The sequence below is a fragment of the Flavonifractor sp. An82 genome, assembly GCF_002159265.1.
Taxonomy (GTDB): Bacteria; Bacillota; Clostridia; order Oscillospirales; family Oscillospiraceae; genus Flavonifractor.
In genome coordinates, this window is sequence record NZ_NFHG01000003.1 from 200,883 (window position 1) to 222,049 (window position 21,167).

Genomic DNA, 21,167 nt, shown 5'->3' on the forward strand with positions numbered 1-21,167 from the left:
CTGACGCGGGCCTGTCATTGCCGCGCCGGTGTTTTCACCGGCGCGGCAATTTCGTTCCCACCGGCAGGTGTGCCGCTGCGTTTTCTTGACACTTCCGGCGGAGATGGGGTAATATAATACCGTATGCGCACATTTGGCGCCGGCCCGAAAGGGTCGGCAGTTTTATGATATGAGGAGAGGCCCATGGCAAGAAGTTCTTCCCCCAAAAGTTACGGCAACGACTCCATTTCCTCCCTGAAGGGGGCGGACCGGGTCCGCAAGCGCCCGGCGGTCATCTTCGGCTCCGACGGGCTGGAGGGCTGCGAGCACGCGGTGTTTGAGATCCTGTCCAACGCCATTGACGAGGCCCGGGAGGGCCACGGCAATCTCATCACCCTCACCCGGTATGAGGACAAGTCCATTGAGGTGGAGGACTTCGGCCGGGGCTGCCCGGTGGACTGGAACGAGAAGGAGCAGAAGTACAACTGGGAGCTGGTGTTCTGTGAGCTGTACGCCGGCGGCAAGTACAACAACAACTCCGGCGACAACTACGAGTATTCCCTGGGCCTCAACGGCCTGGGCTCCTGCGCCACCCAGTATGCCAGCGCCTATTTTGACGCGGTGATCCACCGGGACGGATACGAGTACACCCTCCACTTTGAGAAGGGCGAGAACGTGGGTGGCCTGAAAAAGGAGCCCTACAGCGGCAAAAAGACGGGCTCCAAGTTCCGCTGGCTGCCCGACCTGGACGTGTTCACCGACATCGACATTCCGGTGGAATACTACCTGGACGTGCTCAAACGGCAGGCGGTGGTCAACGCCGGCATCACCTTCCGGTTCCGCAACCAGGTGGGGGGCAGGTTCGAGACCACCGACTTCAAGTATGAAAACGGCATCGAGGACTATGTGAAGGAGCTGGCGGGGGACAACCCCCTGACCCAGCCGGTGTTCTGGCAGACCGAGCGGCGGGGTCGGGACCGGGCGGACAAGGACGAGTACAAGGTGAAGCTGTCGGTCTCCTTCTGCTTCTCCAACACGGTGCAGGTCATCGAGCACTACCACAACTCCTCCTGGCTGGAGCACGGCGGCTCCCCGGAGAAGGCGGTGAAGTCGGCCTTTGTCAACGGCATTGACGCCTATCTCAAGGCCCAGGGCAAGTACCAGAAGAACGAGAGCAAGCTGACCTGGGCCGACGTGGAGGACTGTCTGGTGCTGGTGAGCAACAACTTCTCCACCCAGACCTCCTACGAGAACCAGACCAAGAAGGCCATCACCAACAAGTTCGTCCAGGAGGCCATGACCGAGTTCCTCCGCTCCCAGCTGGAGGTCTATTTCATCGAAAACCCCTTTGACGCAGCCAAGATCGCCGAGCAGGTGCTTATCAACAAGCGCTCCCGTGAGAACGCCGAGCGCACCCGGCTGAATATCAAAAAGAAGCTGTCGGGCAATGTGGATATCTCCAACCGGGTGCAGAAGTTTGTGGACTGCCGCACCAAGGACACCACCCGCCGGGAGCTCTATATCGTGGAGGGCGATTCCGCTCTGGGCAGCGTCAAGCTGAGCCGGGACGCCGAGTTCCAGGGCATCATGCCCGTCCGGGGCAAGATTTTGAACTGCCTGAAGGCCGACTACGCCAAGATCTTCAAAAGCGAGATCATCACCGACCTTTTGAAGGTGCTGGGCTGCGGCGTGGAGGTCCACGACAAGCACGCCAAGGACCTGGCCGCCTTTGACCTCATGAACCTGCGGTGGAACAAGATCGTCATCTGTACCGATGCCGACGTGGACGGCTTCCAGATCCGCACCCTGATCTTGACCATGCTCTACCGCCTGACCCCCACCCTGATCCAGCGGGGCTATGTGTATATCGCGGAATCCCCCCTGTATGAGATCAACTACAAGGAAAAGACCTGGTTCGCCTACTCCGACGCCGAGAAGAACGAGATCGTAAACGGGGAGCTCTCGGGCAAGAAGTGCTCCATCAACCGCTCCAAGGGCCTGGGCGAGAACGAGCCCGACATGATGTGGCTCACCACCATGAACCCCGCCACACGGCGGCTCATCAAGGTCATGCCCGAGGACGTGGAGCGTACCGCCCAGGTCTTCGACCTGCTGCTGGGGGACAACCTCCAGGGCCGCAAGGACCACATCGCCGAGAACGGGTATAAATATCTGGAGCTGGCGGATATTTCGTAAAAGGATGAAACTGAATGGCTAAGAAAAGGACCCCCGAGGAGGGGGCGAAGAAGGTCAATAACCCCAACGTCATGGGCCTGCGGCCCGAGGTGCTGGAGCAGCCCATCACCGAGACCCTGGAGCTCAACTACATGCCCTACGCCATGAGCGTCATCGTCTCCCGGGCCATCCCCGAGATCGACGGCTTCAAGCCCTCCCACCGCAAGCTGCTGTACACCATGTACCAGATGCATCTGCTGGGTGGCAACCGCACCAAGAGCGCCAACGTGGTGGGCCAGACCATGAAATTGAATCCCCATGGCGACGCCGCCATCTACGACACCATGGTGCGCCTCTCCCGGGGCTACGGCGCCCTGCTCCACCCCCTGGTGGACTCCAAGGGCAACTTCGGCAAGGTGTACTCCCGGGATATGGCCTGGGCGGCCAGCCGTTACACCGAGGTGCGGCTGGACCCCATCTGCGCCGAGCTCTTCCGGGACATCGACCAGGACACGGTGGACTTTGTGGACAACTACGACGGCTCCATGAAAGAGCCCACCCTGCTGCCCACCACCTTCCCCAACGTGCTGGTGAGCGCCAACCAGGGCATCGCCGTGGGTATGGCCTCCAACCTGTGCGGCTTCAACCTGGCGGAGGTGTGCGACGCCGCGGCCGCTTTCCTGAAAAACCCCAAGGTCAACCTGATGGAGTACCTGAAGGCCCCCGACTTCCCCACCGGCGGCGAGCTGTTGTACGACGAAGCCGCTCTGCGGCAGATCTACGACACCGGCCGGGGCTCCTTCCAGGTGCGGGCCCGGTGGCGCTACCTCAAGAGCGAGAACCTCATCGAGGTGTACGAGATCCCCTACACCACCACGGTGGAGGCCATTATGGACAAGGTGGCCGAGCTCATCAAGGCGGGCAAGATCAAAGAAATTGCCGACATGCGGGATGAGACCGACCTGAACGGCCTGAAGATTACCATCGACCTGAAGCGGGGCACCGACCCGGACAAGCTGATGGCCAAGCTCTTCAAGTCCACCACCCTGCAGGACGCCTGCTCCTGCAACTTCAACATCCTCATCGCCGGTATGCCCCGGGTCATGGGGGTGGGCGAGATCCTGGAGGAGTGGACCGCCTGGCGGATGGACGGCGTGCGCCGCCGGACCTACCACGTGATGAAGAAAAAGCAGGAGAAGCTCCACCTGCTCAAGGGCCTGAAAAAGATCCTGCTGGACATCGACCGGGCCATCAAGATCATCCGGGAGACCGAGGAGGACGCCGAGGTGGTGCCCAACCTGATGATCGGCTTCGGCATCGACAACATCCAGGCGGAATATGTGGCCGACATCAAGCTGCGCAACATCAACAAGGAGTATATCCTCAAGCGGATTGAGGAGGTGGCCGGCCTGGAGGAGGAGATCGCCGACCTCCAGGACATCGTCAACAACCCCGGCCGCATCAAGAAGATCATTTCCCAGGAACTGGCGGCTGTGAAAAAGAAGTATGCCGCACCCCGGCGCACCGAGATCGTCTACGACTATCAGGCTGCCGGCGGGGTGGAGGAGGAGGACGAGACCCCCGACTACCCGGTCCACGTCTTCTGCTCCAAAGAGGGCTACTTCAAGAAGATCACCCACCAGTCCCTGCGCATGAGCAGCGAGCAGAAGTACAAGGAGGGGGACGGTCCCTACCTGTACTGGGAGGGGAACAACCGGAACATGCTGCTGGTGTTCACCGACAAGCAGCAGTGCTACAAGGCCCCCCTCAGCGAGTTCGACGACGCCAAGGCCAGCGTGCTGGGCGACTTTTTGCCCACCAAGCTGGGCATGGACCCGGAGGAGAGCTTTGTGTGGGCCTGCCTCACCAGCGACTACTCCGGCCACATCCTCTTCTTCTTTGAAAACGGCAAGGTGGCCCGGGTGGAGGTGGCCGCCTACCAGACCCAGACCAAGCGGCGGAAGCTCACCGGCGCCTACTCCGATAAGTCCCCCCTGGCCGCCGCCCTCCACATCAAGGAGGATCTGGAGGTGGCTGTAACCTCCACCGAGGGCCGCTGCCTGGTGTTCCACACCGCCGCCCTCACCCCCAAGACCACCCGGTCCACCCAGGGTGTCAACGTCATGACCCTCAAGCCCAAGTGGAAGGTGGAAAAGGCCCAGCCCCTGAGCGAGACCACTATCGTCAACGCCGCCCGGTACCGGGCACGGTCCCTGCCGGTGGCGGGTGCCCTGCTGAAGGAGGAGGACCGGGGCGAGGAACAGATCAGCCTGCTGTGATCCAGCCAGAGAAATGAGGTATCACCGTTGAAACACACTGTGCGCCATTATGTAAAAAGTTATGCCGTCATCACACTGGGCTCCATCCTGTACGCCCTGGCCTATAATATCTTTTACGCCCCCAACCTGGTGGCCATGGGCGGCCTTACCGGCCTGGGCCAGGTGCTCAACGCCATTATTCCCGTCCTGCCGGTGGGCACCACCGTCTTTGTGATGAACGTCCCCCTGTTTTTCCTGGGCTGGAAGTATATCGGCGGCCATCTGCTGGTGTCCTCCCTGTACGCCATGACCTTCAGCTCCTTTGCCATCGATGTGATGGATATGATCTACCGGTTCCCCCCCATGGACACCATGCTGGCCGCCATCTTCGGCGGAGCCCTGCTGGGCCTGGGCATCGGCCTGGTGTTCTCCAAGGGGGCCACCACCGGCGGCACCGACCTGATCGCCCGGCTGCTCAAGCTGAAATTTGCCTGGCTGCCCATGGGCACCCTGGTGCTCATCCCCGACTTTATCGTCATCGCCCTGGCGGCCATGGCCTTCGGCAAGGTGGAGACCGCCCTGTACGGCATTGTCTCCCTCTTTATCACCACCAAGGTGATGGACATGGTGCTCTATGGCCTGGACAGCTCCAAGGTGGCTTATATCATCAGCGACTCCTGCAAGGAGATCACCGACGCGGTGATGGCCATGGACCGGGGCGCCACCATCCTCCACGGGGAGGGGGCCTACTCCGGCGACGAGAAGAAGGTGCTGATGGTGGCCTTCAAGCAGAAGGAGATCGTGCCCCTGAAGGAGAAGGTCAACGAGATCGATCCCCACGCCTTCCTCATCGTGTGCGACGCCCACGACGTACTGGGCGAGGGCTTCCGCACCTACAGCAAGGACGAGATCTGATCCCGTCCAAAGAGAAAGGAAGGGTTTTTATGACGGATTTTACCAAGGTAAAGGCCAATCTGGAGCAACGGGGCTATGCCGTCACCTGTTTTGCCACCGCGGCGGAGGCCGTGGACTATCTGGACGGCAAGCTGGACGGCAGGACCATCGGTGTGGGCGGCTCGGTGAGCGTCCGGGAGACCGGGCTCTTTGACCGGCTCAAGACCCACAACACCATCCACGCCCACTGGGAGGGGGGCAGCAAGGAGGCTGCCGCCACGGCCCAGGTCTACCTGTCCTCGGTGAACGGCCTGGCGGAGACCGGCGAGATCGTCAACATCGACGGGGTGGGCAACCGCATCGCCTCCACCGTCTTCGGCCATGAGGAGGTCTACTTCCTGGTGGGCCGCAACAAGCTCTCTCCCGACTATGACGGGGCGGTGTGGCGGGCCCGCAACGTGGCCTCCCCCAAAAACGCCATCCGGCTCCAGCGGAAAACCCCCTGCGCCGTCAAGGGGGACAAATGCTATGATTGCAAAAGTCCGGACCGGCTGTGCCGGGGCATGATGGTACTGTGGGAGGCCTCCAGCGGCATCGGCCGCACCGAAGTGGTGCTGGTGGACGAGGACCTGGGCTTTTAAGAGAAAGGAGGGGCAGCCTGTGAACAAGCGGATACCGGCCCTGGCGCTGTGCCTGAGCCTGCTGTTGTCGGGCTGCGTCTCCCTCAACGGCTCGACCTACACCGTGGTGGAGCCCCATGTGGAGCAGCCGGTGCTGGGGGAGGACTCCTCCACCGTCAAGGCCAGCACCTACTCCGAGCTGGTCAACGGCGTGCTTTTCTTCGTCACTCAGGGCATGGAGACAGGGATCATCCAGCTCACCGACTACAACGGCGATGTGGAGGAGGACCTGAACCGGGCCTGCCTGGAGGTGGCCAAAGATGACCCCCTGGGGGCCTACGCGGTGGACTTCATCAAAAACGACTACACCACCATCCTCACCACCTATGAGGCCACCATCACCATCTCCTACAAGCGCACCCTGGACCAAATCAGCTCCCTGGTGAACATCACCGGCACCAGCGCCATCCGGGAGGAGACGGTCCAGGCCCTGTCCTCCTTCAAGACCGAGCTGGCCCTGCGGGTGGGCTACTTCACCGGCGACGCCGACACGGTGAAGGAGCAGGTACGCCAGGCCTATTACGATACCCCGGCCGCCGCTCTGGGTATGCCGGAGTGTACCGTCACCCTCTACCCGGAAACGGGTACCCAGCGCATTGTGGAGATTTTGCTGGACTACCCCCAGGAGTCCACTGCCCTCAAGCGGCAGAGCCAGGAGCTCATGGAGCAGGCGGAGACCATCCTCTCCCCCATCCGCTATCAGATCGAGACCCGCCGGCTGGACCTGCTGATGGAGGCCCTGCCCGGCGCGGTAAAGGTGAGCGCCCAGGGCGGTTCCACCGCCTGGGACGCCCTGGTGGGCAAGGGGGCCAACCACGAGGGCCTGGCCCTGGCCTTCCAGCTGCTGTGCGACGGCCTGGGACTAGAGAGCGACATCGTGGAGGGCACCTTCCAGGGGGAGCCCCGGTTTTTCAACCGGGTGGTGCGCAACGGGGCCGCCGTATGGGTGGACCTGAGCCGCAGCACCGGCCAGACCTATACCGCCGCCCAGATGGCTGAGATGGGCTATCAGTGGGAGGGCCAGGAGGCCTGAACAGAAAAAATAAAAAAATCGAAAATTTCCCTTGACATTGGCGACATGGATTGCTATAATAACATCCGTCGCTTGCAGGTGTAGCTCATCTGGTAGAGCGCCACCTTGCCAAGGTGGAGGTAGCGAGTTCGAGCCTCGTCACCTGCTCCAGAAAAAGAAAAAGACAGGACGTATGTCCTGTCTCTTTCTTTTTCTGGACTCTGTAATAAAACGCAGGGCATCCCACAAAGGATGTCCTGCGTTTTGTTTTATGCAGCAAGGTCTTACCCCAGGAAAAAGCGCACGGCCACGGCGGCCACCAGGAGCAGCACGCCCACCGACGCCGCGATGTCCGCCGCCAGCGCCAGGTCCAGACGGCGGCGGGGCTCCTCCTCCTGTTCCGGGGCGGGGCGCTCCATACGGGGGGCCTTCTCTTCCGTTTCCTCCTCCAGGGCGCGGCGGCAGGCCTCAAAGTCCAGCACCTTCCCTGTCCGGGCCTGCTCCTTCCGCCGGGGCAGAACGGTATAGCATACCGTCTCCTGACCCACGCAGGCCTTCTGATCCATTTCACATCCGCTGATGGTGACCCGTCGGGCGTCCAGATTGATAAACATGGTCTTCATACCGCTTTCCCTCCTGTTGTTCCGGCGTTTGACCCCAGTATAGCGGACTCATTGTCCCATAAAACGTACTATCTGCGGATCAGGTTGTCCTTCTGACGGAGCAGAGGGGCAAAAAGTTCCCGGTTGATGTGATAGAACTTTCGTTCGAGTTGAGTATACAACATATGTTCGAGAAAAGCAAGCACAATTTTTTCTTTTTCATGGAAACCTTTTGGTTTTCCTTTCGTCTAACCGGGTAGGAAGATTTGTGCAAAGGAGGAAACCAAATGAAACGGACTGCGCGCGCCCTGCTGGCGGCGGTGCTGGCGGTGGCTCTGGCCCTGCCTGCGGCGGCTGCCGACCCCACGGACCAACGGATGACCCAGGTGACCCAGGCGGTGAAGGAGCAGCTGAACATCGGAGACTCCTACACCACATTCTACGGCGATCTCACCGAAAACGAGTTCCGCACCTGCTGGACCCTGAACTGGGAGAAGGAGGGGGAGACCCTCCGGGTGATGGCCGGGGAGGACGGCACCATCTACTCCTATGACCGGCAGCGGGATGAGGATTACGCCGGCCCGGCGGACAGCGGCGGCTCCAGCGCCTTCCCTGCCCTGAGCCGGGCCCAGGCCCTGCCCTACGCCCAGTCCTTTGCGGACCAGGTGCTCCACGCCCCTGAGAGCGTCAAGCTGACGGCCGGGGAACAGGGCGGTCAGGTGGGGGCCCGGACCTACGGCTTCCAGTCTGAGCTGCTGTTCTACGGCCTGCCCTCCCCCATCGGTGTGTGGGTGGAGGTGGATACCCGGGACGGCACGGTGGTGAGCTACCAGCGGGACGACCTGTACCAGACCTATCTGAACGATCCCGCCGACCCCGCCCCCTACGGCGATCTGGCGGACAAGGCGGCGTCCCTGCTGAAGGGCACCCTGGAGCTGAAGCTGGAGTATGTGCCCCATGAGGACGACCCCGGCCGGGCGGTGCTGCGCTATGTGCCGGAGTACGGCGACGACTACTATGTGGATGCCGCCACCGGGGAGCTGGTCAACCTGACCCAGCTGTACCATGAGCTGGAGAAGGACCAGGGGGCCGACGGGACCCCCGGCGCCGGGGCCGAGAGCGGGGAATCCAACGGCTCCCTTACCGACGCCGAGCAGGAGGGCATTGCCCAGATGAACGGTGTGTGGTCCAGGGAGGACCTGGACCGGCAGGCCCGCACCTTTGGGGCCCTGAAGCTGGAGGACTGGAAGCTGTCCAGCTGCGCCTATCAGCTGGACCGGGAGAGCGGCCAGGTGAGCGCTGTCCTGCGCTATACCCGGGACCAGGAGGGAAGCTCCAGCCGCACCGTCACCCTGGATGGCAAGACCGGGGCCCTGCTGAAGGCCTCGGGCTACGCCTGGGCGGAGGAGGGCTTTACCCCCACCGTCAGTCAGCAGGCCGCCCAGAAGACGGCGGAGACCTTCCTGGCCCAGCTGTGGGGGGAGCAGTGGAAGAGCTGCGCCCTCTATGAGAGCACCGCCGCCGGGGAGGGCAGCCGTGTCCATGTATTTACCTTCGCCCAGAAGGTCAACGGCTACTTCTACCCCACCAACTCCATTACCGTGGGGGTGGACAGCGCCGACGGCACCATCCTGCGGCTGTCCCGCAGCTTTGACAGCGACCCTGTCTTTGACGATCCTGCCGGGGCCATCTCCGCCCAGGATGCCCTGGACGCCTGGTTTGCCACCTACACGGTGACGGAGGGTTACACCGCCGTGCCCCGGCGGCTGGACCGCTGGGGGGACCAGTATCAGGAGCTCATTGACCGGGGCTATACCTACCTGATGGGCCTGGAGCTGGGCTGCACCCTGGAGCGGGAGAAATCCCTGCTGGGCATTGACGCCAAGACCGGCCAGCCGGTGGCGGCTGAACAGGGCGACAACGGCCTGCCCACCTACTCCGATCTGGCGGGCAGCTGGGGCAAGACCCAGGCCGAGACCCTGGCCTCCTACGGCATCGGCTGGCTGGGAGGCAAGCTGGAGCCGGACAAGGCCTTGACCCAGCTGGACCTGATGGCCCTGATGGTGAGCACCCAGGGCTACCTGCCCGACCTGAGCCAGGAGGAGGCCGCCGACCGGGTGTATGACCGGGCGGTGTCCATGGGGCTCATCACCCGCAGCCAGCGGCAGGACGACAAGCCCGTGACCCGGGCGGAGCTGACCCGGGTGCTGCTGGACTGGGGGGGCTACGGCAATGCCGCTATGATCCCCGGCATCTTCCAGTGCAGCTTTACCGACCGGGGGGACATCCCGGCGGAGTACTACGGCTACGCCGCCATTGCCCAGGGTCTGGGCATGGTACAGGGGGACGGAGCCGGCCGCTTCCTCCCCAACCGCACCGCCACCCGGCTGGAGGCGGTGGTCATGCTCTATCAGCTGATGGACCGATAAAAAGCTTCAAAAAAGTGGCACAGCCACTTTTTTGATGGGGGCTGCAGCCCGCTGCGTCGCACGCGCAGAGCGCGTACGCTTGCGGGCTGAGAAGTGTTTTTTCCGAGGCACATTTCCCCGGAAAAAACAGATTTTCATTTGATTCCACCGCCTGCGGGCGGCGGAACTCTGCCGAGGGCTTTTCCCTGTGCAAGAACTGTGTTCTCTTTTGCGTTGGGTCTGCCTTTTTCAACAGATCCCTGCCCCCGCGCAAGCGCGTGGGGGCAGGTTTTTCTTGCGCGGCGGGGCCCGGTCTGGTATACTGAGCCAAACTGTTTTTTCGAGAGGGGACCTGCTGCTGTGGAGAGGAAGAATATTACGCTGATCGGAATGCCGGGCTCGGGTAAGAGCACCGTGGGGGTGCTGCTGGCCAAGACCCTGGGCTATCGCTTTCTGGACGCCGATCTGCTCATCCAGCAGCGGGAGGGCGCCCTCCTCCAGGATATCCTGGACCAGCGGGGGGTGGAGGGCTTCCTGGACGTGGAGGAGGCCGTCATCCGGGACCTGGACTGCACCGGCACCGTCATCGCCCCCGGCGGCAGCGCAATTTGCCGGGAGGAGGCCGCCCGCCATCTGAAGGACCTGGGGCTGGTGGTCTACCTCCACGTGCCTCTGGAGGAGCTGGAGCGGCGTATCCGCAACATCACCACCCGGGGCATCGCCATGGAACCCGGCCAGACTCTGGCCGACGTGTACGCCGTCCGGGAGCCCCTCTACCGCAAGTACGCCGACCTGACGGTGGATGTGACGGGGGGCAACAGCCTGGAGCAGACGGTGGCGGCGGTGGTGGCCCGGCTGGGCTGACCGCCCCTTGTATTTTTCAGAAATCATGATATACTATAGTATAGCGAAATATCACGTACGAAATGCCCGCCGGCTGGCCGGCGGGCTTCGTCGTGTTTTTTCTGCCTCCGCGCGGCAGTTTTATTTTTCGGTGCCCCCGGCGCGGAAGGGGCATACGCAAGGAAAGGAAAGAACCACATGACATTCCAGGACCTCGGCCTGAAAGCGCCCATCCTGAAGGCGCTGGCCGAACAGGGGTATGAAAGCCCCTCCCCCATTCAGGAAAAGGCCATCCCCCCCGCTCTGGCGGGCCGGGACGTACTGGGCTGCGCCCAGACCGGTACCGGCAAGACCTGTGCCTTCGCCACCCCCATTCTCCAGCGGCTCAACAGCCGCAGAGGCAAGGGCATTCGGGCCCTTATCCTCACCCCCACCCGGGAGCTGGCCCTCCAGATCCAGGAGAGCTTTGCCGCCTACGGCCGCCACCTGCCCCTCCGCTCCGCCGTCATCTTCGGCGGCGTGGGCCAGAACCCCCAGGTGGAGCAGCTGAAAAAGGGCGTGGACATCCTGGTGGCCACCCCCGGCCGCCTGGGCGACCTGTATAACCAGAAGTTTGTGGACCTGTCCAGGCTGGAGATCTTCGTGCTGGACGAGGCCGACCGGATGCTGGACATGGGCTTCATCCACGACGTGCGCCGCATCCTGGGCTGGCTGCCCAAGAAGAAGCAGACCCTCTTCTTCTCCGCCACCATGCCTCCGGAGGTCCAGGGGCTGGTGGACTCCCTGCTGGTGGACCCGGTGAAGGTGGCGGTGAACCCCGTCTCCTCCCCGGTGGAGGTCATCGACCAGCGGCTGTACTACGTGGACCGGGGCAACAAGACCAAGCTGCTGGCCACCCTGATCCTGGAGCCCGACGTGAAGAACGCCCTGGTGTTCACCCGCACCAAGCACGGCGCCAATAAGGTGGCCGGGGACCTGGTGAAGGCGGGCATCGCCGCCGCCGCCATCCACGGCAACAAGAGCCAGACCGCCCGGCAGCAGGCCCTGGCCGACTTCAAGAACGGCAAGATCACCGCCCTGGTGGCCACCGACATCGCCGCCCGTGGCCTGGACATTGAGGAGCTGAGCCACGTCTTTAACTACAACCTGCCCGACGTGCCCGAGACCTACGTCCACCGCATCGGCCGTACCGGCCGGGCGGGCCACGGCGGCACCGCCATCTCCTTCTGCGACATCAACGAGAAGGGGGAGCTGAAGGAGATCCAGAAGCTGCTGGGCCGGGACATCCCGGTGGTGGAGGACCACCCCTGGCCCATGGAGGTCTTCGACCCCCTGCCCAAGGACAAGAAGGGCCGCGTTGTCAACCCGGAGGACGCCGAGGCCAGAGCCGCCGCCAAGGAGCGTAAGGCGCGGAGACTTTCTGCGGAAAGTCAGTCGCTCCGCTCCAAAGCCGCGCCTTCCGGGCGGGAACCAGTTCCCCCCGGATGCCCCCCTCCGCTCTCCGAGGGGGATAAGGCCACTCAGAAAAAGCGCAAGCGCGGCCAGCGCAACAGCGCCACTCTGGAGGAGGCCCTGGTGGCCACCGCGCCCGCCCATCCCTCCGTCCCCGAGCCTCACTTTGACGATTTCCGCCGGCCGGACCCCCTGGCCAGCGATATCATTATGGACGCCACCGCCCGGCTGCTGGCCCCCCGGAAGCTGCCCCGGCAGCCCGAGAAGCCCCGCCGCAAGGAGAAGGGGGAGCAGCAGCCTGCCAAGGAGGCTAGGCAGAGCCCCAAGGGCAAGCAGGCTGCCAGGAAGGAGCAGCAGCCCTCCCGGGAAAAGACCCCCAGGAAGCAGGCCGCGGCTCAGGACAAGCAGCCTCAGCCCGCCCCCGCCCCCAAGAGCCGCAGAAAGCGGGGGGGCCGGCCGGGCCGTCCGCCCGAGATCGTTCTGCGCACCAACGGCCAGAAGGATTCCACCGAGCAGCCCAGCCTGATGAAGCCCTACTACCTCAGCGACGACTGACGGACCGCTTTTCAACGGCGCCGCCGCGACTTTCGCGGCGGCGCCGTTTTTTTGCCCAGTTCCATGGGGGCACAAAAAAGCAAAAGGAAAAAATATGTACAAAAAAATTTTTGTGTTAATTTATTAACGAAGAAATATTAGGGAAAAAAAGGAGGCATATCAGGCATTATTGATAAATGAGGTGGAAATATGGGGAGAAAAACTATGTAAAAGAAGCTAAAAAAAAGAAAGGGAAAAAACTAAACTCACTATTTTAAACTTGCAATCTTGGTCAGATTGAAGTATCATTATTAACAACATCGGGAAAATTGTCCCAAGGGACAACAGATGCGGAAAGGCGGTGAAAGTATGTCTCTGGAAGCGATCAAGCAGGTCACCGAGGCAGAGCAGCTCCACAAGCAGCGCAGGGCGGAAGCCCAGGCGGAGGCCAAGCGCACCGTGGCGGAGGCTGAGCGGGCAGGCAAGGCCCGGCTGGCGGAGGCACGTGCTCAGGCCGAGGCCCAGGCCCGTGAGTTCATGAAGGCGGCCGAGGAAACGGCGGCCAAGCACGCGGCGGAGGTGAACGCTCAGACCCAGAAAACCTGCGACGCCCTGCGTGCCAAGGCGGAGGGCCGCCTGGCCGACGCCGCTGCCAGCATCGTGAGAAGGGTAGTGAAGAACTGATGTCCATTGTGAAAATGAAGCGGCTGCGGCTCATCGGCATGCGGGATCAGCGCCCGTCCATGCTGCGGCTGCTTCAGCATTTGGGCTGCGTGGAGATTGACGAGCCGGGGGACCGCTCCGCGGACCCCGACTGGGCCAGCCTGACGCGGCCGGACACCGGGGCGCTGAACGAGGCCAGGGACGCCCGTTCCAGCGTGGAGAACGCCCTCAAGACGCTGAAAAAGTACGGACCCAAGCAGAAGGGCGGGCTTCTCACCCCACGGCCGGTGATCACCGAGGGGGAGCTCTTCGACGATGAGTCCTACCGGACCGGCCTGGCGGACGCCGGGCAGCTGGTGGCTCTGGAGCGGAAGATCTCCAGCCTCTATGCCGAGCAGAACAAGCTGAGGACCCAAAAACTGGCGCTGGCGCCCTGGCTGGCGCTGGATATCCCCCTGGAGACCGCCTCCACCCCCGAGGTGGCGGTGCAGTTCGGTACGGTGGCCGCGTCCACCGATCTGGACGAGCTGGAAGGGGCTCTGGGGGCTGTCACCGACCTGTATGAGCTCATGCGGGCCGGATCGGACAACGAGCTGAGCTATCTGGTCTTCCTCTGCCACCGCAGCGCGGAGGAGGGGTGCCAGGAGGTGCTCAAGGAGTACGGCTTCTCCCGCTCCGCCCTGCGGGGCTGGACGGGCACCGCGGCGGAGAACGACAGGCAGCTGGACCAGAAGCTGGCCGCCGCCGCCAAGGAGCTGGAGGCCACCATCGCCCAGGTGGGGGAATACGCCTCCAAAAAGGGCGCTCTGGAGCAGTGCCTGGACCGGGCCGATCAGGAGATCGCCCGGGAGGAGGCCCGCTGCCGCCTGCTGGACAGCAGCTCCGCCTTCTTCCTGGAGGGCTGGGTGCCCGTTCCCGACGAGAAAAAGCTGCTGGAGGCCCTGGGCCAGTACGACTGCTGCTGGGAGACCCAGGACCCCGCCCCGGAGGACTACCCGGTGGTGCCGGTGAAGCTGAAGAACAACCGCTTTACCGAGCCTCTGACCACCATCACCGAGATGTACTCCCTGCCCGCCTATGACGGCGTGGACCCCAACGGGCTCATGGCTCCCTTCTATATCTTCTTCTTTGGATTTATGTTCGCCGATCTGGGCTACGGCCTGATCCTGGCGGGGGCCTGCGCCTTCATCAACTGGAAGGCACGGCCCAAGGGAGGCTTCGGACAGCTGATCCGGCTGATGATCATGTGCGGCATCTCTTCCGCCGTCATCGGTTTCTTCACCGGCGGCTTCTTCTCCGATTTCCTGTATCAGTTTACCAACATGCTGGGCCTGTCCCAGCCGGTGATCCCCTTCCTGTCGGTGCCCGACGGGGTGACCGGGGTGCCCGGCCCCCTGCTCAACGTGATGGGCGACCCCATGACCGTGCTGGTCTTCGCGCTGGCGGTGGGCTTCGTCCAGATCATCGTGGGTATGATCGTGAAGTTCTGGATGCTCTGCCGGGACGGCCAGGTGGTGGACGCCATCCTGGATATCGGTACCTGGTGGGTCATCTTCATCGGCATCGGCCTCTTCGCCGCCGGGATCGGCAACGTGGCGGGCTACCCGGTGGTGCTCATCATCGGCTGCCTGATGCTGCTGGGCCAGGGCCGCTCCGCCAAGGGCTTCGGAAAGGTGACCGCCATCATCGGCGCGGTGTACAACGGCGTGACGGGCTACTTTGGAGACATCCTCTCCTACTCCCGTCTGATGGTCATGATGCTGGCCGGTTCCGTTATCGGTCAGGTGTTCAACATTCTGGGCGCCATGCCCGGCGGCGGCCTGCCTCCGGCCATCGGCATCCCCATCTTCTTCGTGATCTTTATCATCGGCCACGCCTTCAACATCGGCCTGAACGTGATCGGCACCTATGTCCACACATCCCGTCTGCAATACCTGGAATTCTTCAAGCAGTTCTATAAAGAGGGCGGACGCCCCTGGCGGCCCCTGAACATCGCGACGAAATATGTCGACATTAAGGAGGAACAGTAACATGACATTCGGTGAATTTCTGACTCAGTACGCAGGTGCATTTTTCGGCTTCCTGGGCGCCGCTCTGGCCGCAGGCCTGGCCTGCGTTGGTTCCGCAAAGGGTACCGGCCTGGCCGGTGAGGCCAGCGCCGGTCTGCTGGCCGAGGACCCCTCTCAGTTCTCCAAGTGTATGATCCTGCAGGTTATCCCCGGCACCCAGGGCCTGTACGGCCTGGTTATCGGCTTCCTGGCCCTGATGAAGATGGGCCTGTTCAGCGGCACCGTGGGCGATCTGACCATTGCCCAGGGCCTCATCGTTCTGGCTGCCTGTATCCCCATGGCTCTCGGCGGTCTGCTCTCCGGTATCGCTCAGGGCCGCGTGGCCGCCGCCTCCGTGGGCATCGTGGCCAAGAACCCCAACGACTGGTCCAAGGGCATGGTGCTGTGTATTATCGTTGAGTTCTACGCCATCCTGTCCCTGCTCATCTCCTTCCTGATGATCATGTTTGGCTTCTAAGCAAGAGGTAGACTATGGACGGAATTGAAAAAATCACCGGGCGCATCGCGGCCGACGCCGGACGGGAGATCGACGACATCAACGCCGAAGCCCGCCGCCAGGCCGACGAGATCACCGCACGGTATGAGGCCCAGGCCCAGCGGGAGAGCGAGGAGATCCTGACCCGGGGCCGCCGCAACGCCGACGAGCGTGTGGAGCGGCTGGCCAGCGTGGCCCAGCTGGACGCCCGCAAGCTGGAGCTGGCCGCCAAGCAGGAGATGCTCTCCAAGGCCTACGACCTGGCGCTGGAGCAGCTGGTGAACCTGCCCGACAAGGAGTATGTGGATCTGCTGGCCGACCTGGCGGTACGCGCCTCCTCCACCGGCCGGGAGGCGGTCATCTTCTCCCAGAAGGACCGCGCCCGCTACGGCAAGGCGGTGGTCACCCAGGCCAACGAGCGCCTGAAGGACGGACGCCTGACCATGTCCGAGCAGTCCCGCCCCATCAAGGGGGGCCTCATCCTCAGCGACGGGGACGTGGAGGTCAACTGCACCTTTGAGACTCTGGTGCGCCTCCAGCGGGGCGAGATGGACCGCGAGGTGGCCAAGGTGCTCTTTGACTGATGCGCTCCTTGCAAGTAAGGAGGCAACATTTTGGCTAAGATCAAAGATACCGACTATCTGACCATATCCGCCCGCATCCGGGCCATGGAGAACCGTCTCCTGACCCGGGAGCGGATGGAGCGGATGCTGGACGCCCGCACCGACGACGAGGCCGTGAAGGTCCTGGGCGAGTGCGGCTACGGCGAAATGCCCGCCCTCACCCACGCCGCGCTGGACGAGATGCTCTCCGCCGCCCGGGGCGCCCTGTACAAGGAGCTCAAGGGCGCGGTGCCCGACAAGCGGCTGGTGGACGTGTTCCAGATGAAGTACGACTACCACAACGCCAAGACCCTCATCAAGGCGGCCGCCGTGGGAGCCGATCCCGACCGGCTGCTGATGGAGGGGGGCCGCTGGACCGCCGCCCAGATCAAGGAGGCCTACCAGCGGGACAATCTGCGGGACTTTACCGACCCCTTCCGCCAGGCCATCGTCCAGGCCCGGGAGCTGCTGGGCGCCGGCGGAGATCCCCAGCTGGCCGACTTCGTGCTGGACCGGGCCTATTTCGCAGAGATGCGTGAGGCCGCCGGGGCGGTGGGCAGTCCCTTCCTGGAGGGGTACGTCCGCCTGCTCATCGACGCCACCAACCTGCGCTCCGCCGTCCGGTGCGCCCGCATGGGCAAGGGCTCCGATTTCCTCAGCCAGGTGCTGCTGCCCGGCGGCAGCGTGGAGGTACACACCCTGACCTCGGGCAAGGGCAGCGATCTGGCCGCCCTGTTCCGGGCGGGCCCCCTCAGCGAGGCGGCCGCCGCCGGCGCCGCCCTCACCTCCCCCGGCAGCGGGGAGCTCACCGCCTTTGAGCGCCTGTGCGACAACGCGGTGATGAGCTATCTGGCCCAGGCCCGCCGCATCCCCTTCGGGGAGCAGGCGGTGATCGGCTACCTGTACGCCAGGGAGACCGAGTTCACCGCCATCCGCACCATTCTGTCCGGCCGCATGGCGGGGCTGGACGGGGACACCATCCGGGAAAGGCTGCGTGAAGCCTATGTCTAAGTATCGCATTGCAGTGCTGGGAGACAAGGACAGCGTCCTGGGCTTCAAGGCCCTGGGGCTGGACGTGTTCCCCGCTGAAACGGTGGAGGAGGCCAAGCAGACCCTCCACCAGCTGGCCAAGGAGAATTACGCGGTGATCTACCTGACCGAGCAGTACGCCGCCGGCATGACGGCGGAGGTGGCCCGGTACAAGGATGAGCTCACCCCGGCCATTATCCTCATCCCCGGCAAGGACGGCTCTCTGGGCATCGGTATGGCCAACGTCAAGAGCGCCGTGGAACGGGCCGTGGGCGCGGATATCCTGTAACAGAACCATATTTCAAATCCAAACCTGAAAGAAGGTTAGAGTGTTTTGAGCGGAAAAATCGTCAAAGTCTCCGGCCCGCTGGTGGTGGCCACCGGACTGACCGACGCCAACATGGCCGACGTGGTCCGTGTGGGCGAGCAGCGCCTCATCGGTGAGATCCTCACCATGAACGGCGACTCCGCCTCCATCCAGGTCTACGAGGAGACCTCCGGCCTGGGCCCCGGCGCCGTGGTGGAGACCACCGGCGCCCCCATGTCCGTGGAGCTGGGCCCCGGCATCATTGAGAATATCTACGACGGCATCCAGCGCCCCCTGGAGGGCATCATGAAGAAGGCGGGCTCCAACAACCTGCCCCGCGGCGTGGAGGTCCCCGCCCTGGACCGGGAGAAGAAGTGGCAGTTCAACGCCACCGTCCAGCCCGGCGCCAAGGTCATCGGCGGCGACGTCATTGGCACCGTCCAGGAGACCAGCGTGGTGCTCCACAAGATCATGATCCCCCCCACCATGAGCGGTACCATCCAGTCCATCCAGTCCGGCGAGTTCACCGTACTGGACACCGTGGCCGTGCTGGTGGACGACAAGGGCGAAAAGCATAATCTCACCATGGTGCAGAAGTGGCCCGTCCGTGTGGGCCGCCCCTACAAGCACAAATATCCCCCGAAAACCCCGCTGCTGTCCGGTCAGCGCATCGTGGACGCCATGTTCCCCGTGGCCAAGGGCGGCACCGCCGCCATCCCCGGCCCCTTCGGCTCGGGCAAGACCGTCATGCAGCACCAGCTGGCCAAGTGGTCCGACGTGGACATCGTGGTCTACATCGGCTGCGGCGAGCGCGGCAACGAGATGACCGACGTTCTGCGGGAGTTCCCCGAGCTGGTGGACCCCCGTACCGGCGAGTCCCTGATGAAGCGGACCGTCCTCATCGCCAACACCTCCGATATGCCCGTGGCCGCCCGTGAGGCCTCCATCTACACCGGCATCACCATCGCCGAGTACTTCCGCGACATGGGCTACCATGTGGCCGTCATCGCCGACTCCACCTCCCGCTGGGCCGAGGCCCTGCGTGAGATGTCCGGCCGTCTGGAAGAGATGCCCGGCGAGGAAGGCTACCCCGCCTACCTGTCCTCCCGTCTGGCCCAGTTCTACGAGCGGGCCGGCATGGTGGAGTGCATCGGCTCCGACGAGGACCGCCGGGGCTCCCTCACCGCCGTGGGCGCGGTCTCCCCGCCCGGCGGCGACCTGTCCGAGCCCGTGAGCCAGGCCACCATGCGTATCGTCAAGGTGTTCTGGGCCCTGGACGCCTCCCTGGCCTACCGCCGTCACTTCCCCGCCATCAACTGGCTGAACTCCTACTCCCTGTACCTGGACTCCCTGAAGCCCTGGTATGACGAGCATCTGGGTCCCCAGTTCATGGTCAACCGCGACAAGTCCATGTCCATCCTCCAGGAGGAGGCCAGCCTGAACGAGATCGTCCAGCTGGTTGGTAAGGACTCCCTGTCCGCCGGCGACCAGCTGACCCTGGAGACCGCCAAGATGCTGCGTGAGGACTTCCTGCAGCAGAACGGCTTTATGGAAGTGGACTGGTACTCCAGCTACGAGCGCCAGGACAAGATGATCCAGATGATTTTGGACTATGACAAGCTGTGCCGGGCCGCCATCGAGAAGGGCGCCCCTGTGGCAGAGCTGTTTGCCATTCCTTTCCGGGAGAAGATGGGCCGCGCCAAGAGTGTGCCCGACGACCAGTACAAGGCGGTCTACGCCCAGATGGCCCGGGAAATGGAAGAGCAGATCGAGGCCATTGCCGCCAAGGGAGGTGCTGAGGAATGATCCGTGAATATCGTACCATTCAGGAGATCAACGGCCCCCTGATGGTGGTGCGCAAGGTCGACCGCGTCACCTACGACGAGCTGGCCGAGATCGAGCTCAGCGACGGCTCCATCCGCCGCTGCAAGGTGCTGGAGGTCAACGGCGACAACGCGGTGGTGCAGCTCTTCGAGTCCTCCGCCGGCATCAACCTGGCCCAGTCCAAGGTCCGTTTCCTGGGTCACCCCCTGCAGCTCCCTGTGTCCGGCGATATGCTGGGCCGGGTGTTCAACGGCATGGGCCGTCCCATCGACGGCGGCCCCGACATCATGGCCGAGGAGTACCGTGACATCAACGGCCTGCCCATGAATCCCGCCGCCCGTGACTACCCCAACGAGTTCATCCAGACCGGCATCTCCACCATCGACGGTCTGAACACCCTGGTCCGCGGCCAGAAGCTGCCCATTTTCTCCGGCTCCGGTCTGCCCCACGCCGCCCTGGCCGCCCAGATCGCCCGTCAGGCCAAGGTGCTGGGTGACGACGCCGGCAACTTCGCCGTGGTCTTCGCCGCCATCGGCATCACCTTCGAGGAGTCCGACTTCTTCGTGCAGGAGTTCCGCCGCACCGGCGCCATCGACCGTACCGTGCTCTTCACCAACCTGGCCAACGACCCCGCCGTCGAGCGTATCGCCACCCCCCGTATGGCCCTCACCGCCGCGGAGTACCTGGCCTTTGAGAAGGATATGCACGTGCTGGTCATCCTGACCGACATCACCAACTACGCCGAGGCCCTCCGTGAGGTGTCCGCGGCCAAGAAGGAGGTCCCCGGCCGCCGCGGCTACCCCGGCTATCTGTACACCGACCTGGCCACCATGTACGAGCGTGCCGGCCGCCAGCTGGGCAAGAAGGGCTCCATCACCATGATCCCCATTCTGACCATGCCCGAGGACGACAAGACCCACCCCATTCCCGACCTGACCGGCTATATCACCGAGGGCCAGATCATCCTGTCCCGCGAGCTCTACCGCAAGGGCGTGAATCCCCCGGTGGACGTGCTGCCCTCCCTGTCCCGTCTGAAGGATAAGGGCGTGGGCCCCGGCAAGACCCGTGAGGACCATGCCGGCACCATGAACCAGCTGTTCGCCGCCTACTCCACCGGTAAGGAGAACAAGGAGCTCATGAGCATCCTGGGCGAGGCCGCCCTCTCCCCCACCGACCTGCAGTACGCCAAGTTTGCCGACGAGTTTGAGAAGCGCTATGTCTCCCAGGGCACCGATGAGAACCGCTCCATCATCGAGACCCTGGACCTGGGCTGGGACCTGCTGAGCCTGCTGCCCAAGGCGGAGCTGAAGCGTATCAAGCCGGAGTATATCGAGAAATACCTCCCGAAAAAGGAGGGATAA

At 63.5% G+C, this 21,167-nt stretch carries 17 protein-coding genes and 1 tRNA gene; 17 read left to right on the plus strand and 1 reads right to left on the minus strand.

Annotation, left to right across the window (positions count from 1 at the left end; translation table 11 throughout):
• The first annotated feature begins 183 nt into the window (after window positions 1-183).
• The 6 genes from B5G34_RS06035 to B5G34_RS06060 all read left to right on the plus strand — a co-directional run bounded on the left by B5G34_RS06035 (window position 184) and on the right by B5G34_RS06060 (window position 7,169).
• Window positions 184-2,175: a toprim domain-containing protein gene (locus B5G34_RS06035; RefSeq protein WP_087335197.1), complete on the plus strand. Its 1,992-nt coding sequence runs from the start codon at window positions 184-186 to the stop codon at window positions 2,173-2,175.
• A gap of 14 nt (window positions 2,176-2,189) precedes the next feature.
• Window positions 2,190-4,433, plus strand: coding sequence for a DNA topoisomerase (ATP-hydrolyzing) subunit A (locus tag B5G34_RS06040; protein WP_087335200.1), 2,244 nt, complete (start codon window positions 2,190-2,192; stop codon window positions 4,431-4,433).
• A gap of 27 nt (window positions 4,434-4,460) precedes the next feature.
• Window positions 4,461-5,327, plus strand: a complete 867-nt coding sequence (locus tag B5G34_RS06045) for a YitT family protein (protein WP_242956877.1) — start codon at window positions 4,461-4,463, stop codon at window positions 5,325-5,327.
• A 29-nt stretch (window positions 5,328-5,356) separates the two neighbouring features.
• Window positions 5,357-5,947, plus strand: a complete 591-nt coding sequence (locus B5G34_RS06050; RefSeq protein ID WP_087335202.1) for a lactate utilization protein — start codon at window positions 5,357-5,359, stop codon at window positions 5,945-5,947.
• Window positions 5,948-5,966: 19 nt separating this feature from the next.
• Window positions 5,967-7,019, plus strand: a complete 1,053-nt coding sequence (locus B5G34_RS06055) for a hypothetical protein (protein WP_242956879.1) — start codon at window positions 5,967-5,969, stop codon at window positions 7,017-7,019.
• A 74-nt stretch (window positions 7,020-7,093) separates the two neighbouring features.
• Window positions 7,094-7,169, plus strand: a tRNA-Gly gene (locus B5G34_RS06060).
• 113 nt (window positions 7,170-7,282) lie between these two features.
• On the opposite strand, the gene B5G34_RS06065 is transcribed toward B5G34_RS06060, so the two are convergent.
• Window positions 7,283-7,621: a hypothetical protein gene (locus B5G34_RS06065; protein WP_087335203.1), complete on the minus strand. Its 339-nt coding sequence runs from the start codon at window positions 7,619-7,621 to the stop codon at window positions 7,283-7,285.
• Window positions 7,622-7,887: 266 nt separating this feature from the next.
• Between B5G34_RS06065 and B5G34_RS06070 the strand changes: the two genes are divergently transcribed.
• The 11 genes from B5G34_RS06070 (at window position 7,888) to B5G34_RS06120 (ending at window position 21,167) form a co-directional block, all read left to right on the plus strand.
• Window positions 7,888-10,029 carry an S-layer homology domain-containing protein gene (locus B5G34_RS06070; RefSeq protein WP_087335205.1) on the plus strand — a complete coding sequence of 714 codons (2,142 nt, stop codon included), beginning with the start codon at window positions 7,888-7,890 and terminating at the stop codon, window positions 10,027-10,029.
• Window positions 10,030-10,398: 369 nt separating this feature from the next.
• Window positions 10,399-10,872 (plus strand): shikimate kinase, encoded by a 474-nt coding sequence (locus B5G34_RS06075; protein ID WP_087335208.1) that lies wholly within the window; start codon window positions 10,399-10,401, stop codon window positions 10,870-10,872.
• Window positions 10,873-11,049: 177 nt separating this feature from the next.
• Entirely contained in the window at window positions 11,050-12,858 is a 1,809-nt protein-coding gene (locus tag B5G34_RS06080) for a DEAD/DEAH box helicase (protein WP_087335210.1), read from the plus strand.
• 348 nt (window positions 12,859-13,206) lie between these two features.
• A complete protein-coding gene (locus B5G34_RS06085) occupies window positions 13,207-13,521 on the plus strand; it encodes a hypothetical protein (RefSeq protein WP_087335212.1) in 315 nt (104 codons plus the stop codon).
• Complete coding sequence (locus B5G34_RS06090; RefSeq protein ID WP_087335214.1) at window positions 13,521-15,530, plus strand: V-type ATPase 116kDa subunit family protein; 2,010 nt, start codon at window positions 13,521-13,523, stop codon at window positions 15,528-15,530. Before B5G34_RS06085 ends, B5G34_RS06090 begins: the two co-directional genes overlap by 1 nt.
• Before the next feature lies 1 nt (window position 15,531).
• A complete protein-coding gene (locus B5G34_RS06095; protein WP_087335216.1) occupies window positions 15,532-16,026 on the plus strand; it encodes a V-type ATP synthase subunit K in 495 nt (164 codons plus the stop codon).
• Between the two features lie 14 nt (window positions 16,027-16,040).
• Window positions 16,041-16,628, plus strand: a complete 588-nt coding sequence (locus B5G34_RS06100; RefSeq protein WP_087335218.1) for a V-type ATP synthase subunit E family protein — start codon at window positions 16,041-16,043, stop codon at window positions 16,626-16,628.
• A 30-nt stretch (window positions 16,629-16,658) separates the two neighbouring features.
• Entirely contained in the window at window positions 16,659-17,657 is a 999-nt protein-coding gene (locus B5G34_RS06105) for a V-type ATPase subunit (RefSeq protein WP_087335220.1), read from the plus strand.
• Entirely contained in the window at window positions 17,650-17,964 is a 315-nt protein-coding gene (locus tag B5G34_RS06110; protein ID WP_087330863.1) for a V-type ATP synthase subunit F, read from the plus strand. The genes B5G34_RS06105 and B5G34_RS06110 overlap by 8 nt, the downstream gene beginning before the upstream one ends.
• Before the next feature lie 45 nt (window positions 17,965-18,009).
• Complete coding sequence (locus tag B5G34_RS06115) at window positions 18,010-19,788, plus strand: V-type ATP synthase subunit A (protein WP_087335221.1); 1,779 nt, start codon at window positions 18,010-18,012, stop codon at window positions 19,786-19,788.
• Window positions 19,785-21,167: a V-type ATP synthase subunit B gene (locus tag B5G34_RS06120; RefSeq protein WP_087335223.1), complete on the plus strand. Its 1,383-nt coding sequence runs from the start codon at window positions 19,785-19,787 to the stop codon at window positions 21,165-21,167. The genes B5G34_RS06115 and B5G34_RS06120 overlap by 4 nt, the downstream gene beginning before the upstream one ends.

Coding starts and splice junctions, on each gene's coding strand:
- B5G34_RS06120 (WP_087335223.1), top strand. CDS start 19,785: ATGATCCGTGAATATCGTACCATTCAGGAGATCAACGGCCCCCTGATG.
- B5G34_RS06050 (WP_087335202.1), top strand. CDS start 5,357: ATGACGGATTTTACCAAGGTAAAGGCCAATCTGGAGCAACGGGGCTAT.
- B5G34_RS06100 (WP_087335218.1), top strand. CDS start 16,041: ATGGACGGAATTGAAAAAATCACCGGGCGCATCGCGGCCGACGCCGGA.
- B5G34_RS06110 (WP_087330863.1), top strand. CDS start 17,650: ATGTCTAAGTATCGCATTGCAGTGCTGGGAGACAAGGACAGCGTCCTG.
- B5G34_RS06080 (WP_087335210.1), top strand. CDS start 11,050: ATGACATTCCAGGACCTCGGCCTGAAAGCGCCCATCCTGAAGGCGCTG.
- B5G34_RS06085 (WP_087335212.1), top strand. CDS start 13,207: ATGTCTCTGGAAGCGATCAAGCAGGTCACCGAGGCAGAGCAGCTCCAC.
- B5G34_RS06070 (WP_087335205.1), top strand. CDS start 7,888: ATGAAACGGACTGCGCGCGCCCTGCTGGCGGCGGTGCTGGCGGTGGCT.
- B5G34_RS06090 (WP_087335214.1), top strand. CDS start 13,521: ATGTCCATTGTGAAAATGAAGCGGCTGCGGCTCATCGGCATGCGGGAT.
- B5G34_RS06095 (WP_087335216.1), top strand. CDS start 15,532: ATGACATTCGGTGAATTTCTGACTCAGTACGCAGGTGCATTTTTCGGC.
- B5G34_RS06035 (WP_087335197.1), top strand. CDS start 184: ATGGCAAGAAGTTCTTCCCCCAAAAGTTACGGCAACGACTCCATTTCC.
- B5G34_RS06075 (WP_087335208.1), top strand. CDS start 10,399: ATGCCGGGCTCGGGTAAGAGCACCGTGGGGGTGCTGCTGGCCAAGACC.
- B5G34_RS06040 (WP_087335200.1), top strand. CDS start 2,190: ATGGCTAAGAAAAGGACCCCCGAGGAGGGGGCGAAGAAGGTCAATAAC.
- B5G34_RS06065 (WP_087335203.1), bottom strand. CDS start 7,621: ATGAAGACCATGTTTATCAATCTGGACGCCCGACGGGTCACCATCAGC.